Source organism: Flavobacterium ustbae (assembly GCF_003946915.1).
In the GTDB taxonomy this organism is placed as follows: domain Bacteria; phylum Bacteroidota; class Bacteroidia; order Flavobacteriales; family Flavobacteriaceae; genus Flavobacterium; species Flavobacterium ustbae.
The window spans coordinates 1-24,558 of sequence record NZ_RPOC01000020.1 but is presented as its reverse complement, the minus strand read 5'-3'; the positions used below and the strand labels follow the sequence as shown (position 1 = coordinate 24,558).

Annotated in this window: 25 protein-coding genes and 1 rRNA gene; 18 read left to right on the top strand and 8 right to left on the bottom strand. The window is 32.9% G+C overall.

Annotated features, from left to right (window positions below; genetic code table 11):
- Positions 1-24: 24 nt before the first annotated feature.
- From ribD to EG814_RS18425, 3 genes are all read left to right on the top strand, one after another.
- The gene (gene ribD, locus EG814_RS18435) at positions 25-1,071 is read left to right on the top strand and encodes a bifunctional diaminohydroxyphosphoribosylaminopyrimidine deaminase/5-amino-6-(5-phosphoribosylamino)uracil reductase RibD (RefSeq protein WP_125723355.1); all 1,047 of its coding nucleotides are present in this window, start codon (positions 25-27) and stop codon (positions 1,069-1,071) included.
- Positions 1,064-1,666 carry an HAD family hydrolase gene (locus tag EG814_RS18430; protein ID WP_125723354.1) on the top strand — a complete coding sequence of 201 codons (603 nt, stop codon included), beginning with the start codon at positions 1,064-1,066 and terminating at the stop codon, positions 1,664-1,666. The genes ribD and EG814_RS18430 overlap by 8 nt, the downstream gene beginning before the upstream one ends.
- A gap of 109 nt (positions 1,667-1,775) precedes the next feature.
- The gene (locus EG814_RS18425) at positions 1,776-2,408 is read left to right on the top strand and encodes an IMPACT family protein (protein ID WP_125723397.1); all 633 of its coding nucleotides are present in this window, start codon (positions 1,776-1,778) and stop codon (positions 2,406-2,408) included.
- Positions 2,409-2,439: 31 nt separating this feature from the next.
- Here EG814_RS18425 and EG814_RS18420 read toward each other — a convergent pair whose 3' ends face one another.
- Positions 2,440-2,844, bottom strand: coding sequence for an acyl-CoA thioesterase (locus EG814_RS18420; protein WP_125723353.1), 405 nt, complete (start codon positions 2,842-2,844; stop codon positions 2,440-2,442).
- Positions 2,845-3,031: 187 nt separating this feature from the next.
- On the opposite strand from EG814_RS18420, the gene dnaA reads away from it, so the two are divergent.
- The 12 genes from dnaA to scpA all read left to right on the top strand — a co-directional run bounded on the left by dnaA (position 3,032) and on the right by scpA (position 13,920).
- On the top strand, positions 3,032-4,459 hold the full coding sequence (gene dnaA / locus EG814_RS18415; RefSeq protein ID WP_095931847.1) for a chromosomal replication initiator protein DnaA: 1,428 nt from the start codon (positions 3,032-3,034) through the stop codon (positions 4,457-4,459).
- Positions 4,460-4,466: 7 nt separating this feature from the next.
- Complete coding sequence (locus EG814_RS18410; protein WP_125723352.1) at positions 4,467-4,934, top strand: low molecular weight protein-tyrosine-phosphatase; 468 nt, start codon at positions 4,467-4,469, stop codon at positions 4,932-4,934.
- A gap of 61 nt (positions 4,935-4,995) precedes the next feature.
- Positions 4,996-5,709, top strand: coding sequence for an SAM-dependent methyltransferase (locus tag EG814_RS18405; RefSeq protein WP_125723351.1), 714 nt, complete (start codon positions 4,996-4,998; stop codon positions 5,707-5,709).
- 22 nt (positions 5,710-5,731) lie between these two features.
- Complete coding sequence (locus EG814_RS18400; RefSeq protein ID WP_125723350.1) at positions 5,732-6,163, top strand: energy transducer TonB; 432 nt, start codon at positions 5,732-5,734, stop codon at positions 6,161-6,163.
- A gap of 37 nt (positions 6,164-6,200) precedes the next feature.
- Entirely contained in the window at positions 6,201-7,328 is a 1,128-nt protein-coding gene (locus EG814_RS18395) for a methionine aminotransferase (protein ID WP_125723349.1), read from the top strand.
- 76 nt (positions 7,329-7,404) lie between these two features.
- Positions 7,405-8,286 (top strand): SDR family oxidoreductase, encoded by an 882-nt coding sequence (locus EG814_RS18390; RefSeq protein WP_164515344.1) that lies wholly within the window; start codon positions 7,405-7,407, stop codon positions 8,284-8,286.
- A 376-nt stretch (positions 8,287-8,662) separates the two neighbouring features.
- Positions 8,663-9,271 carry a uridine kinase gene (gene udk / locus EG814_RS18385; protein WP_125723348.1) on the top strand — a complete coding sequence of 203 codons (609 nt, stop codon included), beginning with the start codon at positions 8,663-8,665 and terminating at the stop codon, positions 9,269-9,271.
- 228 nt (positions 9,272-9,499) lie between these two features.
- Complete coding sequence (locus EG814_RS18380; RefSeq protein ID WP_125723347.1) at positions 9,500-9,832, top strand: FtsB family cell division protein; 333 nt, start codon at positions 9,500-9,502, stop codon at positions 9,830-9,832.
- Positions 9,833-9,846: 14 nt separating this feature from the next.
- The gene (locus EG814_RS18375; protein ID WP_125723346.1) at positions 9,847-11,211 is read left to right on the top strand and encodes a methylmalonyl-CoA mutase subunit beta; all 1,365 of its coding nucleotides are present in this window, start codon (positions 9,847-9,849) and stop codon (positions 11,209-11,211) included.
- Positions 11,212-11,256: 45 nt separating this feature from the next.
- Positions 11,257-11,493, top strand: a complete 237-nt coding sequence (locus EG814_RS18370; RefSeq protein WP_125723345.1) for a hypothetical protein — start codon at positions 11,257-11,259, stop codon at positions 11,491-11,493.
- Positions 11,483-11,773 carry a type II toxin-antitoxin system RelE/ParE family toxin gene (locus EG814_RS18365; RefSeq protein WP_125723344.1) on the top strand — a complete coding sequence of 97 codons (291 nt, stop codon included), beginning with the start codon at positions 11,483-11,485 and terminating at the stop codon, positions 11,771-11,773. The genes EG814_RS18370 and EG814_RS18365 overlap by 11 nt, the downstream gene beginning before the upstream one ends.
- Positions 11,774-11,787: 14 nt before the next feature.
- Positions 11,788-13,920 (top strand): methylmalonyl-CoA mutase, encoded by a 2,133-nt coding sequence (gene scpA / locus EG814_RS18360; RefSeq protein ID WP_125723343.1) that lies wholly within the window; start codon positions 11,788-11,790, stop codon positions 13,918-13,920.
- A 38-nt stretch (positions 13,921-13,958) separates the two neighbouring features.
- Here the strand turns inward: scpA and EG814_RS18355 are convergent, their stop codons facing one another.
- The 4 genes from EG814_RS18355 to dapF all read right to left on the bottom strand — a co-directional run bounded on the left by EG814_RS18355 (position 13,959) and on the right by dapF (position 17,517).
- Complete coding sequence (locus EG814_RS18355) at positions 13,959-14,597, bottom strand: peptidoglycan-binding protein LysM (protein ID WP_125723342.1); 639 nt, start codon at positions 14,595-14,597, stop codon at positions 13,959-13,961.
- A gap of 473 nt (positions 14,598-15,070) precedes the next feature.
- Positions 15,071-16,111 (bottom strand): endolytic transglycosylase MltG, encoded by a 1,041-nt coding sequence (mltG, locus tag EG814_RS18350; RefSeq protein ID WP_125723341.1) that lies wholly within the window; start codon positions 16,109-16,111, stop codon positions 15,071-15,073.
- 10 nt (positions 16,112-16,121) lie between these two features.
- Complete coding sequence (locus tag EG814_RS18345; RefSeq protein ID WP_125723340.1) at positions 16,122-16,655, bottom strand: GNAT family N-acetyltransferase; 534 nt, start codon at positions 16,653-16,655, stop codon at positions 16,122-16,124.
- A 79-nt stretch (positions 16,656-16,734) separates the two neighbouring features.
- The gene (gene dapF / locus EG814_RS18340) at positions 16,735-17,517 is read right to left on the bottom strand and encodes a diaminopimelate epimerase (RefSeq protein WP_125723339.1); all 783 of its coding nucleotides are present in this window, start codon (positions 17,515-17,517) and stop codon (positions 16,735-16,737) included.
- Positions 17,518-17,677: 160 nt separating this feature from the next.
- Here dapF and EG814_RS18335 point away from each other — a divergent pair, with 160 nt between their 5' ends.
- Together EG814_RS18335 and EG814_RS18330 are read left to right on the top strand one after the other, a co-directional pair.
- On the top strand, positions 17,678-19,078 hold the full coding sequence (locus tag EG814_RS18335; RefSeq protein WP_125723338.1) for a trypsin-like peptidase domain-containing protein: 1,401 nt from the start codon (positions 17,678-17,680) through the stop codon (positions 19,076-19,078).
- Between the two features lie 173 nt (positions 19,079-19,251).
- Entirely contained in the window at positions 19,252-20,700 is a 1,449-nt protein-coding gene (locus EG814_RS18330; RefSeq protein ID WP_125723337.1) for a glyceraldehyde-3-phosphate dehydrogenase, read from the top strand.
- A 56-nt stretch (positions 20,701-20,756) separates the two neighbouring features.
- Here the strand turns inward: EG814_RS18330 and EG814_RS18325 are convergent, their stop codons facing one another.
- Positions 20,757-21,215: an Lrp/AsnC family transcriptional regulator gene (locus EG814_RS18325; RefSeq protein WP_125723336.1), complete on the bottom strand. Its 459-nt coding sequence runs from the start codon at positions 21,213-21,215 to the stop codon at positions 20,757-20,759.
- Positions 21,216-21,416: 201 nt separating this feature from the next.
- Here EG814_RS18325 and ald point away from each other — a divergent pair, with 201 nt between their 5' ends.
- Positions 21,417-22,535 (top strand): alanine dehydrogenase, encoded by a 1,119-nt coding sequence (gene ald / locus EG814_RS18320; protein ID WP_125723335.1) that lies wholly within the window; start codon positions 21,417-21,419, stop codon positions 22,533-22,535.
- Positions 22,536-22,658: 123 nt separating this feature from the next.
- Here ald and pafA read toward each other — a convergent pair whose 3' ends face one another.
- Both pafA and rrf read right to left on the bottom strand, forming a co-directional pair.
- Positions 22,659-24,278 (bottom strand): alkaline phosphatase PafA, encoded by a 1,620-nt coding sequence (pafA, locus tag EG814_RS18315; RefSeq protein ID WP_125723334.1) that lies wholly within the window; start codon positions 24,276-24,278, stop codon positions 22,659-22,661.
- A 181-nt stretch (positions 24,279-24,459) separates the two neighbouring features.
- Positions 24,460-24,558 (bottom strand): 5S ribosomal RNA (gene rrf / locus EG814_RS18310); the annotation flags it as partial.

The window sequence follows — 24,558 nt, the reverse complement described above, 5'->3', positions numbered from 1 at the left end:
CTCAAAATTAATTACTTTTGCACTGTGAATATACATGAAAAATACATAAAACGCTGTATAGAGTTGGCTCAAAATGGTTTTGGAACTACTTACCCAAACCCAATGGTTGGCAGTGTAATTGTCTATGAAAATCAGATTATTGGCGAAGGCTGGCATAAAAAAGCTGGCGAACCGCATGCTGAAGTAAACGCAGTTAATTCTGTCAAAGACAAATCTTTATTGCAAAAATCTACCATTTATGTAAGTTTAGAACCTTGCAGTCATTTTGGAAAAACTCCTCCTTGCTGTGATTTGATTATTGAAAATAAAATTCCGAATGTTGTCGTAGGAACGGTTGATCCTAACGAAAAAGTTGCCGGAAGAGGGATAAAAAAACTGATCGAATCCGGCGCTAATGTCACAGTTGGGATTTTAGAAAACGAATGCAACGAACTGAATAAACGTTTTTTTACTTTTCATCAAAAAAAGCGACCTTATATTATTTTAAAATGGGCAGAAAGTCAAGACGGCTTTTTGGCTCCAGAAAAAACCACAGATCAAGAACGCAAGCCAATTTGGATTACAAATGAATATTCCAGACAATTGGTTCATAAATGGAGAACGGAAGAACAAGCCATTCTTGTGGGAACACAAACTGTTGTTGATGATAATCCGAAACTGAATGCTAGAGATTGGTTTGGAAATAATCCGACTAGAATAGTCATAGATCAAAATAATCGAATTGACGAAAGCAGTTTTATTTTTGATGACAAGGTAAAAACAATTATTTTTTCTAAAATTTCGAAACCTTCAAAAGAAAATACACAATTTGAAGCAATTGATTTTGATAAAAATATCATTCCTCAGATTTTGGATGTTTTGTATCAGAATCAAATTCAATCTGTAATTATTGAAGGCGGAAGGCAAACGCTGCAATCTTTTATAGATGAAAATCTTTGGGACGAAGCCCGAGTTTTTGTTGGAAAAGCAAGTTTTTCGACAGGAACAAAAGCTCCAATTATTTCAAGAAAAAACAGCTCGAAAACCAACATTTTAAGTGACGAATTAATACTGATTAGAAATTATGATTAATGCGATAATTTTTGACTTTGGAGATATTTTTATCAACTTAGATAAACCTGCCACAATTTCTGGTTTGCAAAAATTAGGAATGACGGAATGGAATTCTGAATTAGATCAATTAAATCTTTCGTTTGAAGTTGGAGCAATTTCGCCAGAAGATTTTGTTGGCGGTTTTCAAAAACAACTGCCAAATGCTTCTAAAGAAGAAATCTTAAAAGCTTGGAATGCTGTTCTAGCAGATTTCCCTTTTTATAGATTGGAGTTTCTTCAAGAGTTGTCAAAAAAATATCGTTTATTTTTATTGAGCAATACCGATTCGATCCACATTAATACATTTGAAGAAAAAAGCGGCGTTTCTTTCTACAAAGATTTTTACGCCTGTTTTGAAAAAGTATATTTTTCATTTGATATCGGAATGAGAAAACCAGATCCGAAAATCTATCAATTTGTTTTGGATAAAAATAATCTAATTCCTGAAAACACCTTGTTTGTTGATGATAAAACTGAAAATACAGACAGCGCCGCCACTTTAGGAATTAAAGTCTGGAATCTTCAAGTCGGAAAAGAAGATGTGGTTGATCTTTATAAAAAAAATATACTTTAAGAAAAAAAAGGCCACAGATTAAAAGATTTACACAGATTTTTTAGAAAAGGAATCCTTTAAAATCCTTTAATCTGTGGCTAAAAATAAAATACAATTAAGATTATCTCTTTTGGAAATTAACGACACTTATCAAACTATTGCAACTGCGTCTGAAGAAATACTGTTTAAAGAAAAAGGCAGTAAATTCTTTGGCTATGCATTTCCGATTGATCATGAAGACGAAGTAAAACCTATAATAGAAGAACTTAAAAAACAGCATCCGCACGCAGTGCATTATTGTTACGCTTACCAAATTGGCGTTGGAAACAAAATTTCGTATCGTGCCAATGATGACGGTGAACCAAGCAATACCGCTGGCGCACCAATTTACGGACAAATACAATCTTTTGGATTAACTAACGTTCTTGTTGTAGTCGTTCGTATTTTTGGAGGAGTAAAATTAGGCGTTGGCGGTTTAATAAGCGCTTACAGAACTACGGCTCAAGAAACATTACAGATTTGCGAAATTGTTGAAAAAACCATTGATGTCGAATTTTTAATTTCTTTTGATTATAAAAACATGAATAAAGTAATGCGCGTAATTAAAGAAAAGAAATTAGAAATCGTTTCTCAAGAAATGGAAATGGATGAAGATTCAGGTTTGCCAATTGGTAAGATTGTGACCAAAACACGAAAAAAAAATGCCGAAATCGTGTTCAGCATTTTTGATTTAATGTTCGAAATCGATATTAAATTAGTATAAAACGTTACAAAAAAGCATCGTGTTTTAACAATTATTCAAGTGTTTTAAATATATCCAAAATGTACTCCGGAGGAGCTGTTGGACGACCCGTTTTTAACGCAACAAATACTAAAATAAACGTCGCAGTTGTTAATAACTCATTTGTCTCATTATAGATTGCGCAGTCAAATTCAATCTTAACAGAAGAGTGGCTTTTGAAAGTGGTATGAATTGTTAAAAGTTCGTCATATCTTGCCGATTTTTTATAATTGATATTCATGTTCACAATCGGAAGCCCAATTCCGCTTTCTTCCATGCTTTTATACGAAACCCCTTTATTTCTAAGCCATTCCACGCGTCCAATTTCAAAATAAGGAATATAATTGCCGTGATAAACGACTCCCATTTGGTCAGTTTCTGAGTAACGAACTCGTACTTGAGTCTGGTGATTTTTCATTGATAAAATATTAAAAAAATTCAAATTTAAAAAGTCTTGTTACAACTTTTTTTTATAAAATTAGATACCAAAATATTTTTTTTTACAGAAATTTGTTCACATATTTGTTATCCCGAAATACGGAATAAAATTGCTCCTCTTTTATTAGGAGAATCTTTATAACAATAATAAAAATTTATCTGAATCTATGACTAAAACTGCTCAATCGGTATGGGAAAACTGTTTGTCCTTTATAAAGGATAATATTCAAGACCAAGCATATAAAACTTGGTTTGAGCCAATCAAATCAGTTGAGCTAACCGATAACGCATTATACATTCAGGTTCCAAGTAAATTTTTCTACGAATGGCTCGAAGAGCACTACGTAAAATTATTGAAAGTTGCGCTTACCAAAGAACTGGGAAAAAACGCAAAGTTACTCTATAAAATTAAAATGGAGAACACTTATGGCAATAAACAGCCGTTTACCGAGCAGCTGCCAAGTGCCAACAGAGTGCCAATGAAACCGCAAGAGGTTGATGCTCCGTTTAAAAACTTAAATCCTGAACTTAAAAATCCGTTTGTAATTCCTGGAATTAGAAATTTAAAAATTGAGTCTCAGTTAAATCCGAACTACAGTTTTGATAATTTCTTAGAAGGAGATTCTAACCGTTTGGCTCGTTCTGCGGGTATGGCTGTTGCCAACAAACCTGGAGGAACTTCATTTAACCCATTATTGATTTTTGGAGGAGTTGGTTTAGGGAAAACGCACTTAGCACATGCTATAGGCGTAGAAGTAAAAGATAAGTATCCGGAAAAGACCGTTTTATATATTTCTGCTGAGATTTTTACGCAACAATATATTGACTCTGTTAAAAAGAATAATCGTAACGATTTCATTCATTTTTATCAGTTAATCGACGTATTAATCATTGACGATGTTCAGTTTTTATCTGGAAAATCTGGAACACAAGATGTATTCTTCCATATTTTCAACTATTTACACCAAAACGGAAAACAAGTAATTCTTACTTCAGACAAAGCTCCTGTTGATATGCAGGATATTGAGCAAAGATTATTGTCTCGTTTTAAATGGGGATTATCTGCAGAATTACACCAGCCTGATTACGAAACTCGTATCTCAATTTTAAAAAACATTTTATATCGTGATGGTGTAGAAATGCCAGAAGATATTTTAGAATATGTTGCAAGAAACATTAAATCTAACGTTAGAGAACTTGAAGGTGCTATTATTTCGTTAATCGCTCAATCTTCTTTCAATAAAAAAGAAGTTACGATTGAATTGGCTAAAAGTGTTGTAGAGAAATTTGTTAAAAACGTAAAGAGAGAAATCTCTATCGATTATATTCAGAAAATTGTTTCAGACTATTTCCAATTGGATATTGAAACACTTCAATCTAAAACCAGAAAGAGGCATGTGGTGCAAGCAAGACAATTAGCGATGTTCTTTGCAAAAAAATTCACTAAAGCTTCTTTGGCAAATATTGGTTCACAAATTGGAGATCGCGATCACGCAACTGTTCTTCACGCTTGTAAAACAGTAGACAATTTAGTTTCTACAGACAAACAATTCAAAAAGTTTGTTGAAGATATCAATAAAAAACTAACGCTATAACGCGATCATGCCAATAAAAGTTTTAATGGTTTGTTTGGGGAATATCTGTCGATCTCCTTTAGCAGAAGGAATTTTAGCTTCAAAATTACCTCAAGATAAATTCTTTGTAGATTCTGCTGGAACAGGTTCTTGGCATATCGGACATTGTCCTGATAAACGCTCTATTGAAGTTGCCAGAAAAAACGGAATTAACATCAGCGCTCAAAAAGGAAGACAAATTCAGGTTTCAGATTTTGATGAATTCGATTATATATATGTTATGGATAATTCGAATTTTCGCGATGTAGCCCAATTAGCCAAAACTCCCGAGCATAAAGCCAAAATCCGCATGATTCTGAACGAATTATTTCCAGATGAAAATGTTGACGTTCCGGATCCTTATTACGGTGCCGTAAATGGTTTTGACAATGTTTACCAAATGCTGGACGAAGTAACTGATGTTATTGCAGATCAGCTTCTTAAAAAACACTCCTAATACAATTCAATTGTTTCTATAAAAGAGATAATTGAATTTTTTAATTTAAAACAAATACATTATGAAATCTTTCGGAAAACTATATTTAATTCCAACCACAATGGGCGAAAGCGATCCGATGGATGTTTTACCGCAAACCGTAAGAAGAACTATAGAAGTTATTGACCACTATATTGTTGAAAATGACAAAACGGCAAGAAAATCTATAAAAGCAGTTTATCCAGAGAAAAAACAATCAGAATTGGTTCTTTTTACTTTAAATAAAAGAACTGAAACCAGCGAACATTTAGATTTCATCAAACCTTTATTAGAAGGGAAAAATATGGGATTAATGAGCGAAGCTGGCTGTCCAGGAGTTGCTGATCCTGGTGCTGTAATTGTAAAATTGGCTCATGAAAAAGGAATTCAGGTTGTGCCTTTAGTTGGCCCTTCTTCTATTCTATTAGCGATGATGGCTTCTGGAATGAACGGCCAGAGTTTTACTTTTAATGGCTATTTGCCAATTGATAAAGACGAAAAAAAATCGGCAATTCGCCATTTTGAGAAATTGTCTTACGATAAAAACCAATCACAGTTATTTATTGAAACGCCTTATAGAAACAATAAATTGATTGAAGATCTTCTGCAGATTTTAAATCCGTCAACCCACTTATGTATCGCGACAGATATTACTTTACCAACTGAATTTATCAAAACTTTAAAAGTTTCGGATTGGAAAAAATTGAAAATTGATATTGATAAAAGACCTACTATTTTTATTATTCATAAAATGTAAACTAATCTTAAAATCATCATTCATGAAGAAGTTTCTAATTTTGTTTTTTATTTGTTCCATACAACATGTATTTTCTCAAACTGAAGAAGTTAAAATAACTCCAGAAAATCTCCATAATTATAAAGGAGAAGTTATAAGAGAAGAAGAAAACCAAGTCTATAATACAGCTGGGATAGAAGTGAGACCTGAATTTCCAGGAGGTCAACAAGCATTAGAACTTTTTTTAAAAGAAAACTATAAAAATCAACAAAAAAACCTGAAAGGAAGAGTATACGTTACTTTTATCATTGAAAAAGATGGATCTTTAAGTGATATAAAAATTTTGAGAGATATTGGATATGGAACAGGTGCAGAAGCAATTAGAGTTTTAAAAAAATCTCCTAAATGGACTCCTGGAAAACAAAATGACAAAATAGTTCGAGTTCTTTATTCTATGCCTATAACAGTAAATTAACGATTTCTCACATAAGTTTTCCAAATCAAACTTCATCATGAGTAAACTCCCAAACGTAACCACGAGCATTTTCACTGTCATGTCAAAAATGGCAGCTGAGTACAATGCAATAAATCTTTCGCAGGGATTTCCAAATTTTCCTGTTGACGAGAGACTAACTGATATTGTCGCAAGATTATCAAAAGAAAACGTTCATCAATATACGCCAATGGCTGGTTATCCGCCGTTAATGAATAAAATTGCCAAACTAACTTTTGATTCTTATAAAAGAACAATCAATCCAGAAACTGAACTTTTGGTTACTGCTGGCGCTACTCAGGGAATTTTCACTACAATTTTAGCCTTAGTAAAAGAAAATGATGAAGTAATTATTCTCGATCCAAGTTATGATTCATATGAATCTCCTGTTTTACTTTGTAAAGCCAAGCCTGTTCGCGTGGCATTAAATGATGATTATACACCAAATTGGGAAAGAATCGAAAAAGCCTGTTCTGCAAAAACAAGGCTGATGATCATCAATAATCCGCATAATCCAACTGGAAAAATTTTAACTGAAAATGATTTTATTCAATTAAAAAATCTTCTCGAAAAATATCCTGACATTATTATTCTTTCTGATGAAGTTTACGAATACATCACTTTCGAAGAAAAACATATTTCGGCACACACCAAAGATTTTCTTTTAGATAAATGCGTCATGGTTTCTTCTTTCGGAAAATCATTTCATATTACGGGATGGAAAATCGGTTATACGATTGCGCCTGAACATTTGATGAAAGAAATCAAAAAAGTGCATCAGTTTTTGGTCTTTAGCGTTAATAGCATTTCTCAATTTGCGATTAGCGAATATTTAGATGTTGTTGATGTGAATTTACTTGGAAAATTCTATCAGGAAAAAAGAGATTATTTTCAGAAACTGCTTCAAAACAGCCGTTTCGAATTAAAGCCTTGCGAAGGAACTTATTTTCAAGTTGCTTCTTTTTCCAATATTTCAAATGATTACGATGTAACTTTCTGCAAAAATCTCATTATTGATCACGGAGTTGCTGCAATACCAATTTCAACTTTCTATTCTGATCATAAAGACCAGAAATTAATTCGTTTTTGTTTTGCAAAAGATAACTTCACGCTTGAGTCTGCAGCAAAAAAATTATCTGAAATATAATTTTTTTCAATATTTTATAACATTATTATGCATGCATCCTATTTTATTTAACTAATATTGCAAAAAAAGAAAAAGTATGAGCTACACAGATAAGATGTTACGTGACGATGCTTTACAAGGCAAAGTCATTGTCGTTACAGGCGGCGGAAGCGGTTTAGGTAAAGCTATGACCAAATATTTTCTCGAATTGGGAGCTCAAGTAGCGATTACTTCTAGAGATCTAGAAAAGTTAAAAACTACTGCTGCTGAACTTGAAAAAGAAACTGGAGGTAAATGTTTACCACTTCAATGTGACGTTCGTCATTATGAAGAAGTAGAAAATATGCTTCAGGAAACTTTAAAAGCCTTCGGAAAAGTAGATGTTCTTTTAAACAATGCGGCAGGAAATTTCATTTCGCCAACAGAAAGATTGTCGGCAAATGCATTTGATACTGTGATAGATATCGTACTTAAAGGTTCTAAAAACTGTACGTTAGCCTTTGGAAAACACTGGATTGACACCAAACAAACATCGGCTACGATTTTAAATATCGTTACTACTTATGCTTGGACAGGTTCTGCTTACGTTGTTCCTAGTGCTACTGCAAAAGCTGGAGTTTTAGCTATGACTAGAAGTTTGGCTGTCGAATGGGCAAAATACGGAATCCGTTCCAACGCCATTGCTCCAGGGCCATTCCCTACAAAAGGAGCTTGGGACAGATTATTGCCAGGAGATCTTTCAGAAAAATTCGATATGGCTAAAAAAGTGCCATTAAAAAGAGTTGGAGATCATCAGGAATTAGCCAATTTAGCAGCTTATTTAGTTTCTGATTTTTCATCTTATATCAATGGAGATGTAATCACAATTGACGGAGGTGAATGGTTAAAAGGCGCTGGACAATTCAACTTATTAGAAGCAATTCCAGAAGAACTTTGGGATCAGCTTGAAATGATGATAAAAGCAAAAAAGAATAAATAATTACAAGTGCTTACTAAATTCAGAATATTTTTTTAAACTATACTGATTGCACGAAATCCCGAAGGTTTACTTTCGGGATTTTTTTTAGTTTTTTTTACCATGTAAGTTCATATAAGGAATTATAAGTTTAGAGTTTATTTATAAGTTCATTTTAGCTTAAAGAATTACACAACTTATTATTGACAGTCTATGTAATGTTCAAAAGAAATATCTATTCTTTTCTCATTATATATGATATAAATTCAGTGAAAACTATTTTCATTATCATCCAGGACTAAAATTAACTTACATCACTTATATGGTTTAAAACAAACAATATGTTTATTCAATTCAGTTAAATTATTATTTTTGCGAAACAAATTATAACATCAAATTTATGCTCATTATAGGAATTGCAGGAGGAACAGGAAGCGGAAAAACAACGGTAGTACACCAAATCATGAACGAATTGCCACATACTGAAGTTGGGGTAATTTCTCAAGATTCTTATTATAAAGAAACTACCAATTTGTCTTTTGACGAAAGAGCATTAATCAATTTTGACCATCCGAGAGCGATTGATTTCGAGTTGTTGGTAAAACACTTAAAAGCCTTAAAAGCTGGCGAAACAATTGACCAGCCTGTTTATTCTTTTATTCAGCACAATAGAACCGACGACACCGTTTCGACTCATCCAAGAAAAGTAATGATTGTAGAAGGAATTTTAATACTGACAAATCCAGAATTAAGAGATATGTTTGATATTAAAATTTTCGTTCATGCAGATTCTGACGAAAGATTAATTCGTCGTTTAAAAAGAGATATTTCAGAACGCGGACGCGATATTGACGAGGTTTTAAATCGTTATCAAACAACATTAAAACCTATGCATGAGCAATTTATCGAACCATCTAAGGCTTTTGCAGACATCATTATCCCGAATGACAAATACAATACGGTAGCAATTGATGTAGTTCGAGCTGTAATTAATCAGAGAATTTCATAATTTTTATCGTAAATTTAAACCATAATAATTAGGAGCTGATTGCTACGCCAATTCGCTTCGCTCGTGTCCCGCTATTCGTTACAAACGAAGTTCACTGAACTCCGCTTGAAATAAAAAAATAAGTGAAGTAATCTTTTGTGTCTCGTTAAAAAAACGAGGCACAAAAGGATTTTCACTACTATCGGGGCTAAAGACAACACTCAAATTCAAAAAAATATTCGTTTAAAAATGAAATTTAAAAATCCATACAAAGACAAGAAATGGTTCAAATACCTAGGAAACAAATATGTTTGGGTTTTGCTATTTTTTATCGTTTGGATGTTATTTTTAGACAATTACTCCTATTTTGACCATCGCTTTTTAGATGGACAAATCAATGAACTTCAGGATAATAAAAAATATTATCAGGAAGAAATCAAAAAAGATCAAGAGCAGATCAAATTGCTTAAAAATCCTGAACAAATTGAAAAATACGCACGCGAGAAGTATTTTATGAAAAAAGACAGCGAAGATATTTACATCATTCAATTTGAAGGAGACACGATTCAAGAAAAAGAATAATCAAACAACATAAAATGGCCACTAACCTATTCGACGATTTTAATCCGATTTCATCCAAACAATGGAAACAAAAAATTCAGTTTGAATTGGATGGAGCCGATTACAATCAGACTGTTATTTGGAATTCGCCAGAAGATATTCAGGTAAAACCTTTTTATCATAATGATGAATTTACAAAAGCAGCAAATGTAAATACACAAGTCTCAGATTTTAAAATCTGTCAGAATATCTTTGTTTTTGATATAGAAAAATCAATTGAACGCGCTTTAAACACTTTAGAAAGAGGTGCAGAAAGCCTTCGTTTTACTATTCAAAACGAAAAAATCGACATTGAGAAATTATTGGAAAATCTTCCTTTAGAAAATAGAACCGTTTATTTTCATTTCAGTTTCATTTCAATCGATTTCGTAAAAAAATTAGATACTATTTCTTTACAGAAAAAAGCACTTTTTTATTGCAATTTTGATCCAATCGGGCAATTAGCACGTGAAGGAAATTGGTTTTCCACTTCTGAAAAAACAAATTTTGATACTTTAAATCTGGTTTTTAAAAATACAACTAACTTAAATATACTAAGTGTAGATTTAGGATTGTATCAAAATTCGGGAGCAAATATCACACAACAAATTGCTTACAGCTTAGCGCATGCAAACGAATATCTAAACCGTTTTACTGATACTGCAAAATCAATTGTTTTTCAAGTTTCAGTTGGGACAAATTATTTCTTCGAAATTGCTAAACTTCGTGCACTTCGAATGCTTTTCGACTTAACTGTTGCAGAATATAATTCAGAAATTAAATGCCATTTATTGGTAACGCCAACCAAACGCAATAAAACGATTTACGATTATAATGTAAATATGCTACGCACGACGACTGAATGCATGTCAGCAATTTTGGGAGGTGCAGATGCAATCGCTAATTTACCATATGATGCTTTATATCATAAAGACAACGAATTTGGCGATCGAATTGCTAGAAACCAGCTTTTAATTTTAAAACACGAAAGTTACTTTGACAAAGTAGACAATCCAGCCGACGGAAGCTATTATATCGAAAGTTTAACGATGCAACTCGCCGAAAAAAGTCTAGCCTTATTTAAAGAAATCGAATCAAACGGCGGATTTTTAAAACTTCTAAATGAAGGAACAATCAAAAAGAAAATTCAGGAAAGCGCCAATAAAGAACAAGAATTATTTAATGCTAAAAAAGAAATTTTAGTAGGCACAAATAAATATCCGAACAAAGAAGACCAAATGAAACACGATTTAGAATTGTTTCCTTTCGTTAAAATCAAACCAAGAAAAACATTAATTACACCGATAATCGAAAAAAGATTGGCGGAGAAAATGGAGCAAGAAAGATTGGAATTAGAATAGAAATTGATTTCAAAAATCTATATTTGAATATAAACCTAAATAATTATGGAAGCAATTAGACAAATAATAACGGTTAAAAACCATTCAGTAACTGTTATTTTACCTGATGATTTTAAAGCAGATGAAGTAGAAGTAATTATTTTGCCTATTCAAAATAATGAATACAAAATTCCACAGTGGCAAATTGACCAAGTGAGAGAAAGGACAGAGAAATACTTAAAAAATCCAAGCGATGCGACTGACATTGATGATTTTTTAAAGGAAATTGAAAATGAATTATAAAATAGAGATTATTACAGAAGCAAAGTCAGATTATAAAAAGTCATTGCTTTGGTACAAAGACATTCACCCTAATTTAGCAATAAGATTTAACGATTCATTTAAAGCAAGCCTTGCAATTCTAAAAAAAGATCCATTCTTATTCCAAATAAGATATGACAAAACAAGAATTATCTTTTTAAAGACTTTTCCTTACGCCATACATTATTCTATTTACGATAATAAGATTGTTATAAAATCCATTTTTCACACATCCAGAAATAGTGAACTAAACCAATTTTAAATAATATTTTACAATTGAGAAAAGACCTTAAACATATTACGCTTCAAAGTCAAAAGTTGAAAGTTGAAAGTCAAGAATTAGAAAACTTGACCGAAAACTTTACGACTGCTGAAGGAATTGAAATCAAAAAAAACTATTCGGAGAAAGATATCGAAGATTTAGAATTTCTTGATTTCGGAGCTGGTTTTGCGCCTAACTTACGCGGTCCATATGCCACAATGTACGTAAGACGTCCATGGACAATCCGTCAATATGCTGGATTTTCTACAGCAGAGGAGAGCAATTCCTTTTACAGAAAAAATTTAGCCGCGGGACAAAAAGGACTTTCCATTGCTTTTGATCTTCCTACACATCGCGGTTATGATTCAGATCATGAAAGAGTTGTGGGCGATGTCGGAAAAGCAGGCGTTGCGATAGATTCTGTAGAAGACATGAAAGTGCTTTTCGACCAGATTCCGTTAGATGAAATGTCTGTTTCTATGACTATGAACGGAGCTGTTCTTCCAATTATGGCATTTTATATTGTTGCAGCTGAAGAACAAGGTGTTTCTCCTGAAAAATTAGCAGGAACCATCCAAAACGATATTTTAAAGGAGTTTATGGTACGAAATACCTATATCTATCCTCCCACTCCTTCGATGAAAATTATTGCTGATATTTTTGAATTTACGAGCAAAAAAATGCCAAAATTCAATTCGATCTCTATTTCTGGATATCACATGCAAGAAGCTGGTGCAACCGCAGATATTGAATTAGCTTATACTTTGGCAGATGGTTTAGAATATATCAGAACTGGATTATCTACAGGAATGACTATTGATGACTTTGCACCACGATTGTCTTTCTTTTGGGCAATTGGTATGAATCATTTTATGGAAATTGCCAAGATGAGGGCTGGACGTATGATTTGGGCTAAATTATTAAAACAGTTCAATCCAAAAAGTGACAAATCTCTAGCATTGCGAACACATTGCCAAACCAGCGGATGGAGTTTGACCGAACAAGATCCGTTTAATAATGTGGCAAGAACTTGCATTGAAGCTTCTGCGGCGGTTTTTGGAGGAACGCAATCTTTACATACCAATGCTTTAGATGAGGCTATTGCACTTCCGACAGATTTCTCCGCTAGAATTGCCAGAAATACTCAAATATTTCTTCAGGAAGAAACTAAAATTACAAAAACGGTTGATCCTTGGGCTGGCAGTTATTATGTTGAAAGCTTGACTAATAATATCGTCGAAAAAACTTGGAAATTAATTGAAGAAGTAGAAGAACTCGGCGGAATGACAAAAGCTATTGAAGCTGGAATTCCGAAACTTCGAATTGAAGAAGCTGCGGCAAGAAAACAAGCAAGAATTGACAGCGGACAAGATATTATTGTCGGTGTAAATAAATATCGTTTAGAAAAAGAAGATCCGTTGGACATTTTAGATGTAGACAATCAGCTAGTTCGTAAACAGCAAGTCGAACGTCTTGAAGAAATAAAACGAACACGGGATTCTGAAAAAGTAAATAAGTCACTAGAAAAATTAATCCTTTGTGCACAAACAGGTCAAGGAAACTTATTAGAAAATGCCATTGAAGCCGCTAGAAACAGAGCAACACTAGGCGAAATAAGCAATGCATTGGAAACTGTCTTTGGCCGTTTTAAAGCGCAAATTAAATCTTTTAGCGGAGTGTATAGTGCAGCGATAAAGAATGACGAGAATTTTGAGAAGGCAAAAAATCTAGCAGATATTTTTGCCAAACAAGAAGGAAGACGTCCTAGAATTATGATTGCCAAAATGGGACAAGATGGACACGATCGTGGAGCAAAAGTTGTAGCTACAGGCTACGCCGATGTAGGTTTTGATGTTGACATTGGCCCTTTGTTTCAAACTCCCGCAGAAGCTGCAAAACAAGCTGTAGAAAATGACGTTCATATTTTAGGCGTTTCATCACTTGCGGCGGGTCATAAAACATTGGTTCCGCAAGTTATAGAAGAACTCAAAAAACACGGACGAGATGATATAATGGTAATTGTTGGTGGTGTAATTCCGTCTCAGGACTATCAGTTCTTGTTTGACGCTGGAGCATCGGCCGTTTTTGGTCCAGGAACTAAAATAAGTGAAGCAGCTATAAAAATCTTAGAAGCCTTAATAGATTAAAAAAGAAAAATCCCTTAAAGGGATTTTTCTTTTTACGTTTAGTCATTAACTGTTGCGTTACTGTCTGCTTCTATAAAAGAAAGATCGTAACCTGCAAAATCTCTCATATAGCTTCTCAAAGAAGTTCCAAAAGCATCTCTAAAATGTCTGCTTCCTTTGTTTTTGAAAAAGTTCTTTACAGAACCTGCGCCACCTAAATGCGCCGCAGCTAAAATTCCAGATTCGGTAATTTCAATACCACTAATGATTTTGCCTTCATACCTTTTGATTTCATTTCTTAAAATCCATTTGTTTTTGGCTAACAAAGCTGTGAAGGCTTTTTCTTGTAGAGCAGGATCTTTTAAAAAGGCTTTATTATCATTAATTCCGATAGCTCTTAAAGCTTTAGAACCAAATTGATATTTGCCCATATAACCAAGAGAATTTACTAATCTGTACTTCCCTTGCGATTCTTTAAAAGCTACTGCTTCTTTAAATCCTATAAGATGATTTCCTGTGAATGGGACGTTTGTATTGGGATAATCATCCTTTTCTTTAGATGGAAAAATATATTCTGATCCATCTGTTTTTTCAATTAAAAACCAAGGTTTGGTTTCGTGGCTAGAGGGAATAAATCCCAAACTTAAAAATGTAATAATAACGACTAAACTCGCATAAAAATACCATTTCTTTATCATAAATTGTTTTTCTTCAAGACACTGTCACTCTCTTGAAATTTCTACGGTGCAAAGATAAGACATTTTTAAAATATGCTTAAAATCAAGGTTTTAGCGTTTTTAGCATAATTTCAAAAATCGCTTTCATCCCAGCTATAGTAATAGATTCCGAAAGATTTTGGTAACAATTTTTTAACCTTAAAAACCAAAATTTAAGGCCAAAAAAAAATTCATTTTATATAAATTTTAAGCATTTTTTAATAAAAAGAAAGAATTATCTTACTTAAAAAGATTATTTTTTCTTCAAATTTTGAAAGACAGTTTTTGAATATTATAAAATTCAACTTTAAAAATTGCCTATTTTTTTATTAATAAATATCAAAAAAACATACAAATTAGGAATTTCATATTTTTGGTTTTTAAAATATTTTAGAATAAAAAAACCGAAGTGAAATTCACTTCGGTTTTAAATCTTTTTTAGATCACTAAATTTTTTATCTTGTTACGCCTTGACTAGCGATCCAATCTGAATATTTTTTAGCATTTACATTGTGTTCTGCCAATGTGGCTGCAAATTCATGATATCCGAAACGTTCAACACTTGCACAGAAATAAATATAATCGTTTTTTTCAGGGTTTAAAACCGCTTCCAGAGCTGTAATATCTGGCATTGCAATTGGCCCCGGCGGAAGTCCTTTATTTACATAAGTATTATATGGAGACCTCATTACCAAATCATTATAAAAAACTCTTTTAATCACTTGATCAAAATTATTATCTCTCAGTTTCAAAGCATAAATAACTGTTGGATCAGCTTGTAATGGCATTTCTAAACGAAGACGGTTTAAGTAAACGCCCGCAATACGAGGTCTTTCGTCTTTTTTAACAGATTCTTTGTGAACAATTGAAGCCAGAATAGTTGCCTGAACTGGAGTTAAACCCTGCGCCTTAGCTTTTGCAATTCTTTCATCTGTCCAGAAATTATGATATTCCTTTATCATTTTATCACGGAATTTTTCTGCAGAAGTATTCCAATAAACCTCATAAGTATTTGGAATAAACATGGCAAAAACATTCTCTTCATTAAATCCGTTTGCTTCTAAGAAAGCAGGATCTTTAAATGCTTTTACTAATGATGTACTATCAGCTTCGATTTCGGCACCAATTCTTCCGGCAAAATTCTCTAAACGTTCTTGATTATTAAAAACCAATTTAACTGGAATATTAGAACGCATGGCACGAACCAAATCGATATTGTTCATGTCTTTCTTTAAAAGGAAACGACCCGATTTTACATTTTCTGGATAATCTCTTTTTTCTGCAACCATTTCAAAATTGTCAAAATTTTTGACATAAGGTGCTAAAATCTTTTTTACATCAGCATAGTTAGCATCTGTTGGCACATAAACGTATACTTCTTTTTCTTCAAATTTAGTATTAGAACTAAAAATTTTACTGATTAAAATAAAACCATAAATCAATAAAACTGAAATTATGGCTACGGCACTTATTGTGATTATTTTCTTTAGACTCAAAGCTTAAAATTTAAATTTGTTGATTAATTAACTGAAAAATTGCTTCATCTTGATAGTGGTTATGATACAAAATCCAATCTTTTTTTATCCCGATTTTCTTAAAACCAAATTTAGTAAAAAGTGCGACACTGGCTACATTTTGCACACCAATATTTGCATACAATTGATGGAGATTTAAATTATAAAAAGAATATTTAATTAAAAGCTCTAAAGCCTCAGAACCAATGTTTTTCTTTTGATTTTCTTCTTTCTGAATTACAATACCAATTCCCGCTCTATTATTTCTAGGATCAAAATCAAACAAATCAATCAATCCGACAGCAGGAAAATCTTCGTCTAGACATATTGCCAAACGAAGCTGTTTCGCCTCATAAATATCTTGATGAGCATTTTCTAAATATTGTTTAATCAAAAAACGGCTGTAAGGACTCTGCGTATTGCTGACTTCCCAAATATTCTCATCATTTTCTATCGAATAAATGAACTCTAAATCCTGAGGTTCAAGTGCACGCAAATAAATGTTTTCGCCTTTTAATGTAATCATTGACAATTTTAGATTTTAGATTGAAGATTTTAGATTTGCATTATAAACTTGGAATTTGGAATTTAAAAATTTTGGGGTTTTATATTTCAATTGTTCCTTTAAAAACAAATTTTGCAGGTCCTGTCAAGAAAACATTCGTGTAGCCATCATTATCTTTATCAAAAGAAACAACCAATTTTCCGCCTTCAACATTTAAGTTTATCGAAGTTTTATCGGTTTCTCCAATCGCATTCATAGCAATTGCAACGGCGGTAGCGCCAGTTCCGCAAGCAAGAGTTTCATCTTCAACACCTCTTTCGTAAGTTCTTAAAGAAAAAGTATCGTTGTCTACTTTTTTTACAAAGTTGATATTACTTCCTTTTTCGCCATATAATTCGCCATAACGAATTGCGGCTCCGCTTTCTTTAACATTATAATGTTCTAAATCGTCTACAATTTGAACATGGTGAGGTGAACCTGTATTTAAAAAAGTATAAGAATCTTTTTTCTGAATTTCGTTCACATCAATCATTTGCAAAGAAACAATCGAATCAGCATTAACAGAAGCATGGTGTAATCCATCAGTTGCGATAAAAGTCGTTTTATCATCAATTACACCCAATTGATTGGCAAAAGCAACCAGACAACGGCCGCCATTTCCGCACATCGAACTTTGGTTTCCATCAGAGTTGTAATAAACCATTCTGAAATCGGTTTCAGCATCATTTTCTAAAAGAATTAATCCGTCAGCTCCAATTCCGAAACGTCTGTCGCACAGTCGTTCAATAAGTTTCACATCGTCTTTTGGAAAGAAATCTGTACGATTGTCAATCATTACAAAATCGTTTCCTGTGCCTTGATATTTATAAAATTCTACTTGCATTTTTTAGTTGTTAGAAGTACAAAAGTACAAACTATTAATTAATGAAATGTTAATCATTGTTAAAGAGCGTTAAACCGTTTTTACAAATAATTTTTTGAAGTAATTTTACGTTAAATAAAACATGAACGTAAATCCTAATAACTTAATTACAAATTCTAATATGAAAAGATTTTCAGCCTTATTTTTAGTGTCATTATTAAGTGGTGCTATTACTCTTGGTGCTTACAAGTTATTATTTGAAAGCAACAATTCTTTTTTTGGCAAAGGAAATTCTGTTGTAACTCTTGCCCCTAACTCTTACGGAAAAAATGTTGGTTTAGGTGCCGAAATACTAGATTTTACTGAAGCCGCAGACAAAACAATTCATACTGTTGTTCACGTAAAAAATGTTTCTAGAAGGACTGTAAGCAACCCAATGCTAGAGTTTTTCTACGGATATGGTGGACAGCAGCAACAAGAACAAGTAGGAACTGGTTCTGGCGTAATTATTTCTGAAGATGGATATATTGTTACGAACAATCACGTAATTAAAGACGCTACAGATATTGAAATTACTTTAAACAACAAAAAATCATACAAAGCGAAGTTAATCGGTACCGATTCTAAAATGGACATTGCCCTTTTGAAAATCAATGCTGACGAAAAACTTCCTTACACCGCTTTTGCAAACTCTGACACTGTAAAAGTGGGTGAATGGGTGCTTGCAGTTGGAAATCCTTATAACTTGACCTCGACTGTAACTGCCGGAATTGTTTCGGCTAAAGCAAGAAATTTAGACCAAAGCGGAATCCAGTCTTTCATTCAAACTGATGCTGCTGTAAACCCAGGTAATAGCGGTGGAGCGTTAGTAAATGCTCGCGGTGAATTAATTGGAATTAATACCATGATTTCGTCTATGACGGGTTCTTATGTTGGATATTCTTTTGCTGTTCCTTCTAATATTGCACGCAAAATTATTGAGGACATTATGGAATATGGAAATGTACAAAGAGGTATTCTTGGTGTTGAAGGTGGCGAATTGAATGCTACAGCTTCTAAAGAATTAGGAATTACAGAAACTCAAGGTTTTTATATTAATAGAGTTTCTAAAAATTCTGGTGCAGAAAAAGCTGGTTTAACAAAAGGAGACATTATCGTAAAACTTGATGAGCAGAATATTTCAACTTATGCCGATTTATCAGGCTACATTAATACAAAACGTCCAAACGATGTGGTTAAAGTAACTTATATTAAGGACGGAAAAACGAAAACAGTTCCTGTAACTTTAAGCAAAAACGAATTTTACAGCGCTGAAGTAAAAGGAATTGAATTAGAAAATATTGATGCTGCTGACAAGAAAAAATTCAGAATTGATTATGGTGTAAAAATTAAAAACATCACCAATGAGAATTTAATGCAATATCAAAACGAATTACTAGGAAACATCATTTTGAGCATCGATAATGTAAAAGCAACAAACGTAGAAACAGTTTCGAAACTTTTAAGTAAAAAAGACGAAGGACAAAGTGTTCGAATTGAAATGATCAACAGAAATGGAGAAATTTTCAGAATCATAATTTAATTTACAATTTACAGTTTTTGAACTAAGACTGATAACTTCAATAAAGGCCATCTTAAAAATTTTAAGGTGGCTTTTTTATTTTAAAAATAAATTCGAAAATAGTTTACGAAATCGATTGAAATAGATACTTTTGCCCAAAATTTTAAAATAGTGAGCATTTTATTTTTTCAATTATGAGTAACAAAACATTGTACCAAAAAGAGGTATCATTACAAGTCGACCGACGAAAAGCCGGCGTAGAATTAATCAAAACCATAAGCGATTTATGGTATGACAAATCAATCGAAATGGTTTTATTCAAAAATCAATTATTGGATAAAAACGTAAGCGACATTATCAATCTTCATCAATATGCTGGTGAATTTGTAGGCAAACCAATAACCATTTTCGATTCGGTTGAAATCGCAAAAGTGGTTTTATCTTTAGATCTTCCGCCAGCAAAAATAGATCTCGGCAAATTGACTTACGAGTATCGTTTAGAAGATGAAAAATATCCTGATGCAAGATATTTTGTTATTGAAAAATTGAAAAAAGCAAAATCTTCAAAAGAAATTCAGCCAAAAGATGTTGTTTTGTATGGTTTTGGAAGAATCGGACGCTTATTGGCAAGAGAGCTAATGTCTAAAACTGGAAAAGGAAATCAACTACGACTTAGAGCAATTGTAACACGTGATAAAAATGATGCATCGAGTTTAGAGAAACGAGCTTCTCTTTTAAGATACGACTCCATTCACGGAGATTTTCAAGGATCTGTAATAGCCGATTCTAAAAATAATGCTTTAATTATTAACGGCACAACAGTTCATATTATTACCGCAAATTCTCCTGAGGAAATTGATTATACCGCATACGGAATTAATGATGCTTTAGTGATTGATAATACAGGAGCATTTACAACAGAAGAAGCGTTAAGAAGACATTTAAACTCAAACGGAGCAAGCAAAGTTTTATTGACCGCTCCTGGAAAAGGCGTACCAAATATTGTTCACGGTGTAAATCATAATGATTTTAATCCTGATGAAACAAATATTTTTTCTGCCGCATCTTGCACAACAAATGCCATTACTCCTATTTTAAAAGTAGTTGAAGAAACATTTGGTGTTGTAAAGGGACATTTAGAAACGATTCATGCATACACCAACGACCAAAATCTAGTTGATAACATGCATAAAAAATACCGTCGAGGAAGAGCTGCGGCTTTAAATATGGTTATTACCGAAACTGGAGCAGGAAGCGCTGTCGCAAAAGCTTTACCAACTTTAGAAGGAAAATTAACTTCAAATGCAATTCGAGTTCCTGTTCCTAACGGATCTCTTGTAGTTTTAAACTTAGAGGTTAAAAAAGCAACCTCAATTGCAGGAATCAATAAAATCATGAAGAAATATGCTCTTGAAGGAGAACTGGTGGAGCAGATAAAATATTCTTTAAACAACGAATTAGTTTCATCTGATATAGTTGGAACTTCTGCGCCATCTATTTATGACAGCAATGCGACAATTGTTTCAAAAGACGGAAAAAACATCGTATTATACATTTGGTATGATAACGAATACGGATATAGCCATCAAGTTATTCGTTTAGCAAAATATATTGCCAAAGTAAGACGTTATACTTATTATTAATTCAACCAAACTAACTGTTTTTTAAAACCATCAAGTTAATCTTGGTGGTTTTTCTTTTATATAGGAAGTACAGTTGTGCTTTTTACTTCAGAAATAACAAAAACTGTATTTATTAAGGAAACTTCAGGAAGCACCGATAATTTTTTTTGATGAAAATGATGATAGCTTTCCATATCTGGAATTATAATTTTAAGCATATAATCAAAGTTTCCAGAAACATAATTACACTCCACAACTTCTGGCAAATTCAAAATGGACTGGTTAAATCCCTCTGAAGTGTCATAAGTCTGCTTAGTGAGAGTAACTTGACAGTAAACAGTCAAATTATTTCCTAATTTTTTCTTGTCTAAAAGGGTTACATATTTCTCTATAATCCCATCTTTTTCAAGACGTTTCACTCGATCGTGGACAGGCGTTAAAGACAAATTTATTTTGTTTGCAATATCTTTTAAAGTGTAATGCGCGTCTTCCTGCAAGAGACGTAAGATTTTTTTGTCAATTTCATCTAAAGGCATAACGAAAACGTTTTATTAAAATTAGTACTATTTAGTCTTTTTTTCTTTTTGAAGAATATATTTAGAATTAAAACAGAATATTTTTCTGTAAAAGTAAAAAATAAAATAATATTTTCTTATTTATCATGTCCTAAACCATAATTTATTCTCTATCTGTAGATTTGTAAAACAATTTCAACAAAAACAAAAAATTATAACAAAATGATAATAGGTGTTCCTAAAGAAATAAAAAATAACGAAAACAGAGTTGCTTTAACTCCTGCAGGTGTTTCTGAAATGAAAAAACACGGACATACAGTTTATGTTCAATCTACTGCTGGTTTAGGTAGCGGTTTCGCAGATGAAGAATATGTAGAAGCTGGTGCGGTAATTTTACCAACAATTGAAGAAGTTTATGCAATTGCAGAAATGATCATCAAAGTAAAAGAGCCAATTGCTTCTGAGTATCCATTGATCAAAAAAGATCAATTATTGTTTACCTACTTCCACTTTGCTTCTTCTGAAGAATTAACACATGCAATGTTAGAAAAAGGGGCTGTTTGTTTGGCTTACGAAACTGTAGAAAAAACAGACAGAAGTTTGCCATTATTAGTTCCAATGTCTGAAGTTGCAGGTCGTATGGCAATTCAGCAAGGTGCTAAATACCTAGAAAAACCACTAAAAGGAAGAGGAATTCTTTTAGGAGGTGTTCCTGGTGTACCGCCAGCAAAAGTATTAGTTTTAGGTGGAGGAATTGTAGGAACTCAGGCTGCAAAAATGGCTGCTGGATTAGGTGCTCAAGTAACTATTATGGACTTAAGCTTACCACGTTTACGTCAATTAGACGACATCATGCCTGCAAACGTAAATACCGAAATGTCTAACCACTACAATATTACAAGAGCAATTAAAGATGCAGACTTAATTGTTGGAGCAGTTTTAATTCCAGGAGCAAAAGCACCTCACTTAATTACTCGTGATATGCTTAAATTAATGCGTCCAGGAACTGTTGTTGTTGACGTAGCTGTAGACCAAGGAGGATGTATTGAAACTTGTACTCCAACTACTCACGAAAACCCAACTTTTATTATTGACGATATTGTTCACTACTGTGTAGCTAATATGCCAGGAGCTGTTCCTTACACTTCTACTTTAGCTTTAACAAATGCAACTTTACCATATGCGGTACAATTAGCAAACAAAGGATGGGAAAAAGCATGTGCAGAAAATGAAGAATTGAAAAAAGGATTAAACGTAGCTAATGGGAAAATCCTTTACAAAGGAGTTGCGGAAGCATGGAATCTTCCTTTTAACGAAGAAATAGTATTAGCAAACGCATAGGCTAATACTTAAACAAGTGCTTACTAAATCACTTTTACAAAAGGCTTTTCTTTATTGAAAAGCCTTTTTTTATGGCATAAAAAAACCTGTCACGAAGACAGGTTTTTAAAATATAATCAATGATTATTTTTTATTATCTAAAACTTCAGTCATAACCTTAGCTTCAGTTCCATTTGGAAAAGAAACTTTTATTTTCTGCGCTATAGTTGGAGCGATTTCTGTGATTGCTTTTTTATCGTAAGATTCACCTTTTTTAATGTGCCATCCGTAAAAAATTGCTGGAACATGCGTATCATAACTGTAAATAGTTCCATGAGATGTACCGGTAGATGTATACTCAATAACTCCTGGCTTATCTACAATAACCAAATCTCCATTTTGCGTAACGTCGTAACCTTTCGCTACAAAATTTAAAGAATAATCATTTCCAGCATTTGCCAGAACTTCTTCTTCCGTATAAACTTTTTTAACTTGTGGCTGAGTAATTAAGAAATCTTTGAAAGCTTTCTTTACACTTACAAGTTCTAATCCTTTATCTTTTATAATCTGTTTATTAAAAAACACATTAAAATTAGAATAATTTTGAATCAAATCTACTCCAAAAGCCTTAGTTGAAAAATCCTGTAGGCTTTTCTTAACCTCTTTAGAAGGATAATTATCTACATTATATTTACGATCTTTCAAATAAATTACGTTCTCAGCTCCTGCGTGATCTGCGGTTAAGAAAAGTAAATAATTACCTTTACCAACTGTTTTATCAAGATAAGCCAAGAAATCAGCAATTGTCTGATCCAATCTCAAATAAGTATCTTGCAATTCCATTGAACGGGGCCCAAGTAAATGCCCTACATAATCTGTAGAAGAAAAACTAACCGTAAGAAAGTCTGTTATATTATCTTTTCCTAATTCTTCTTTTTCAATCGCTCTTTTTGCAAATTCAGCAAGTAAATCATTCCCAAAAGGAGTAGCTCTAATAACACCAGCATCATTCTTCTCATACATCGATTTCAGATCATAAGGAAAAACTGGCGCTGCACTACCATATAATTTTCCTTCATAAGGATTATTATCTTGAAGACTTTCATTGTAAACCGAAGCTGGCTTATACAAATCCCAGCCTTTATTGATATATTTTAAGTAGTTCTTTTCATTATTGAATTCGCTAACCCAATCAGGTAATTTTTCACCGTAAAATGAACTAGAAATAAAAGATCCTGTTTTACTATACCAAAATGCCCAGTTAGCAAAATGACCCGCTGGCAATATAGCACCACGATCTTTTAAACTCATTCCAATTACTTTTCCATTAAAATTGGTAGCCATTCTAACTTCGTCAGTAATTGTAGTACTTTGAAGGTTTTTTGGAGACATTGCACCTTCTTCGGCAGTACCATCTCCTACAATTTTAACCTCTGCATCATCTGTGCAATACATTTCTTTTCCAAGAGTTCTACTAAACCATTCGTTACCGACAATTCCGTGAGTAGCAGGCGTAGTACCCGTATAGATTGAAGCGTGTCCAGGAGCCGTGTAAGTTGGCATATAATTATAATGCATATTTTGGAACGTAAATCCATCATTCATTAATCTCTTAAAGCCGTTTGGAGAAAAATCATCTGAAAAACGATATAAATATTCCATTTTCATCTGATCTACAACTATACCCACAACCAACTTTGGACGTTGTTGCGCACTTAAACCTGTTACAGCTAAAAGTGCTAACAATAAAATGTTTTTCTTCATATTAAAATAAATAATTTGAAGACAAAAGTACTCATTCAAATTCGAAAAGTCTAAAGTATCAATATTTACCTCAAACAATTGACTATAATTTAACACTTCTAAAACTAGGGTAAATATATTTTTCTCATAAAGATGTTATAAAACAGAAAACCCCGTTTCGCTGGAAACAGGGTTTTCAAAAGAAAGGCGACGACATACTCTCCCACAATGATGCAGTACCATCTGCGCAGGCGGGCTTAACTTCTCTGTTCGGGATGGGAAGAGGTGAGCCCCGCCGCAA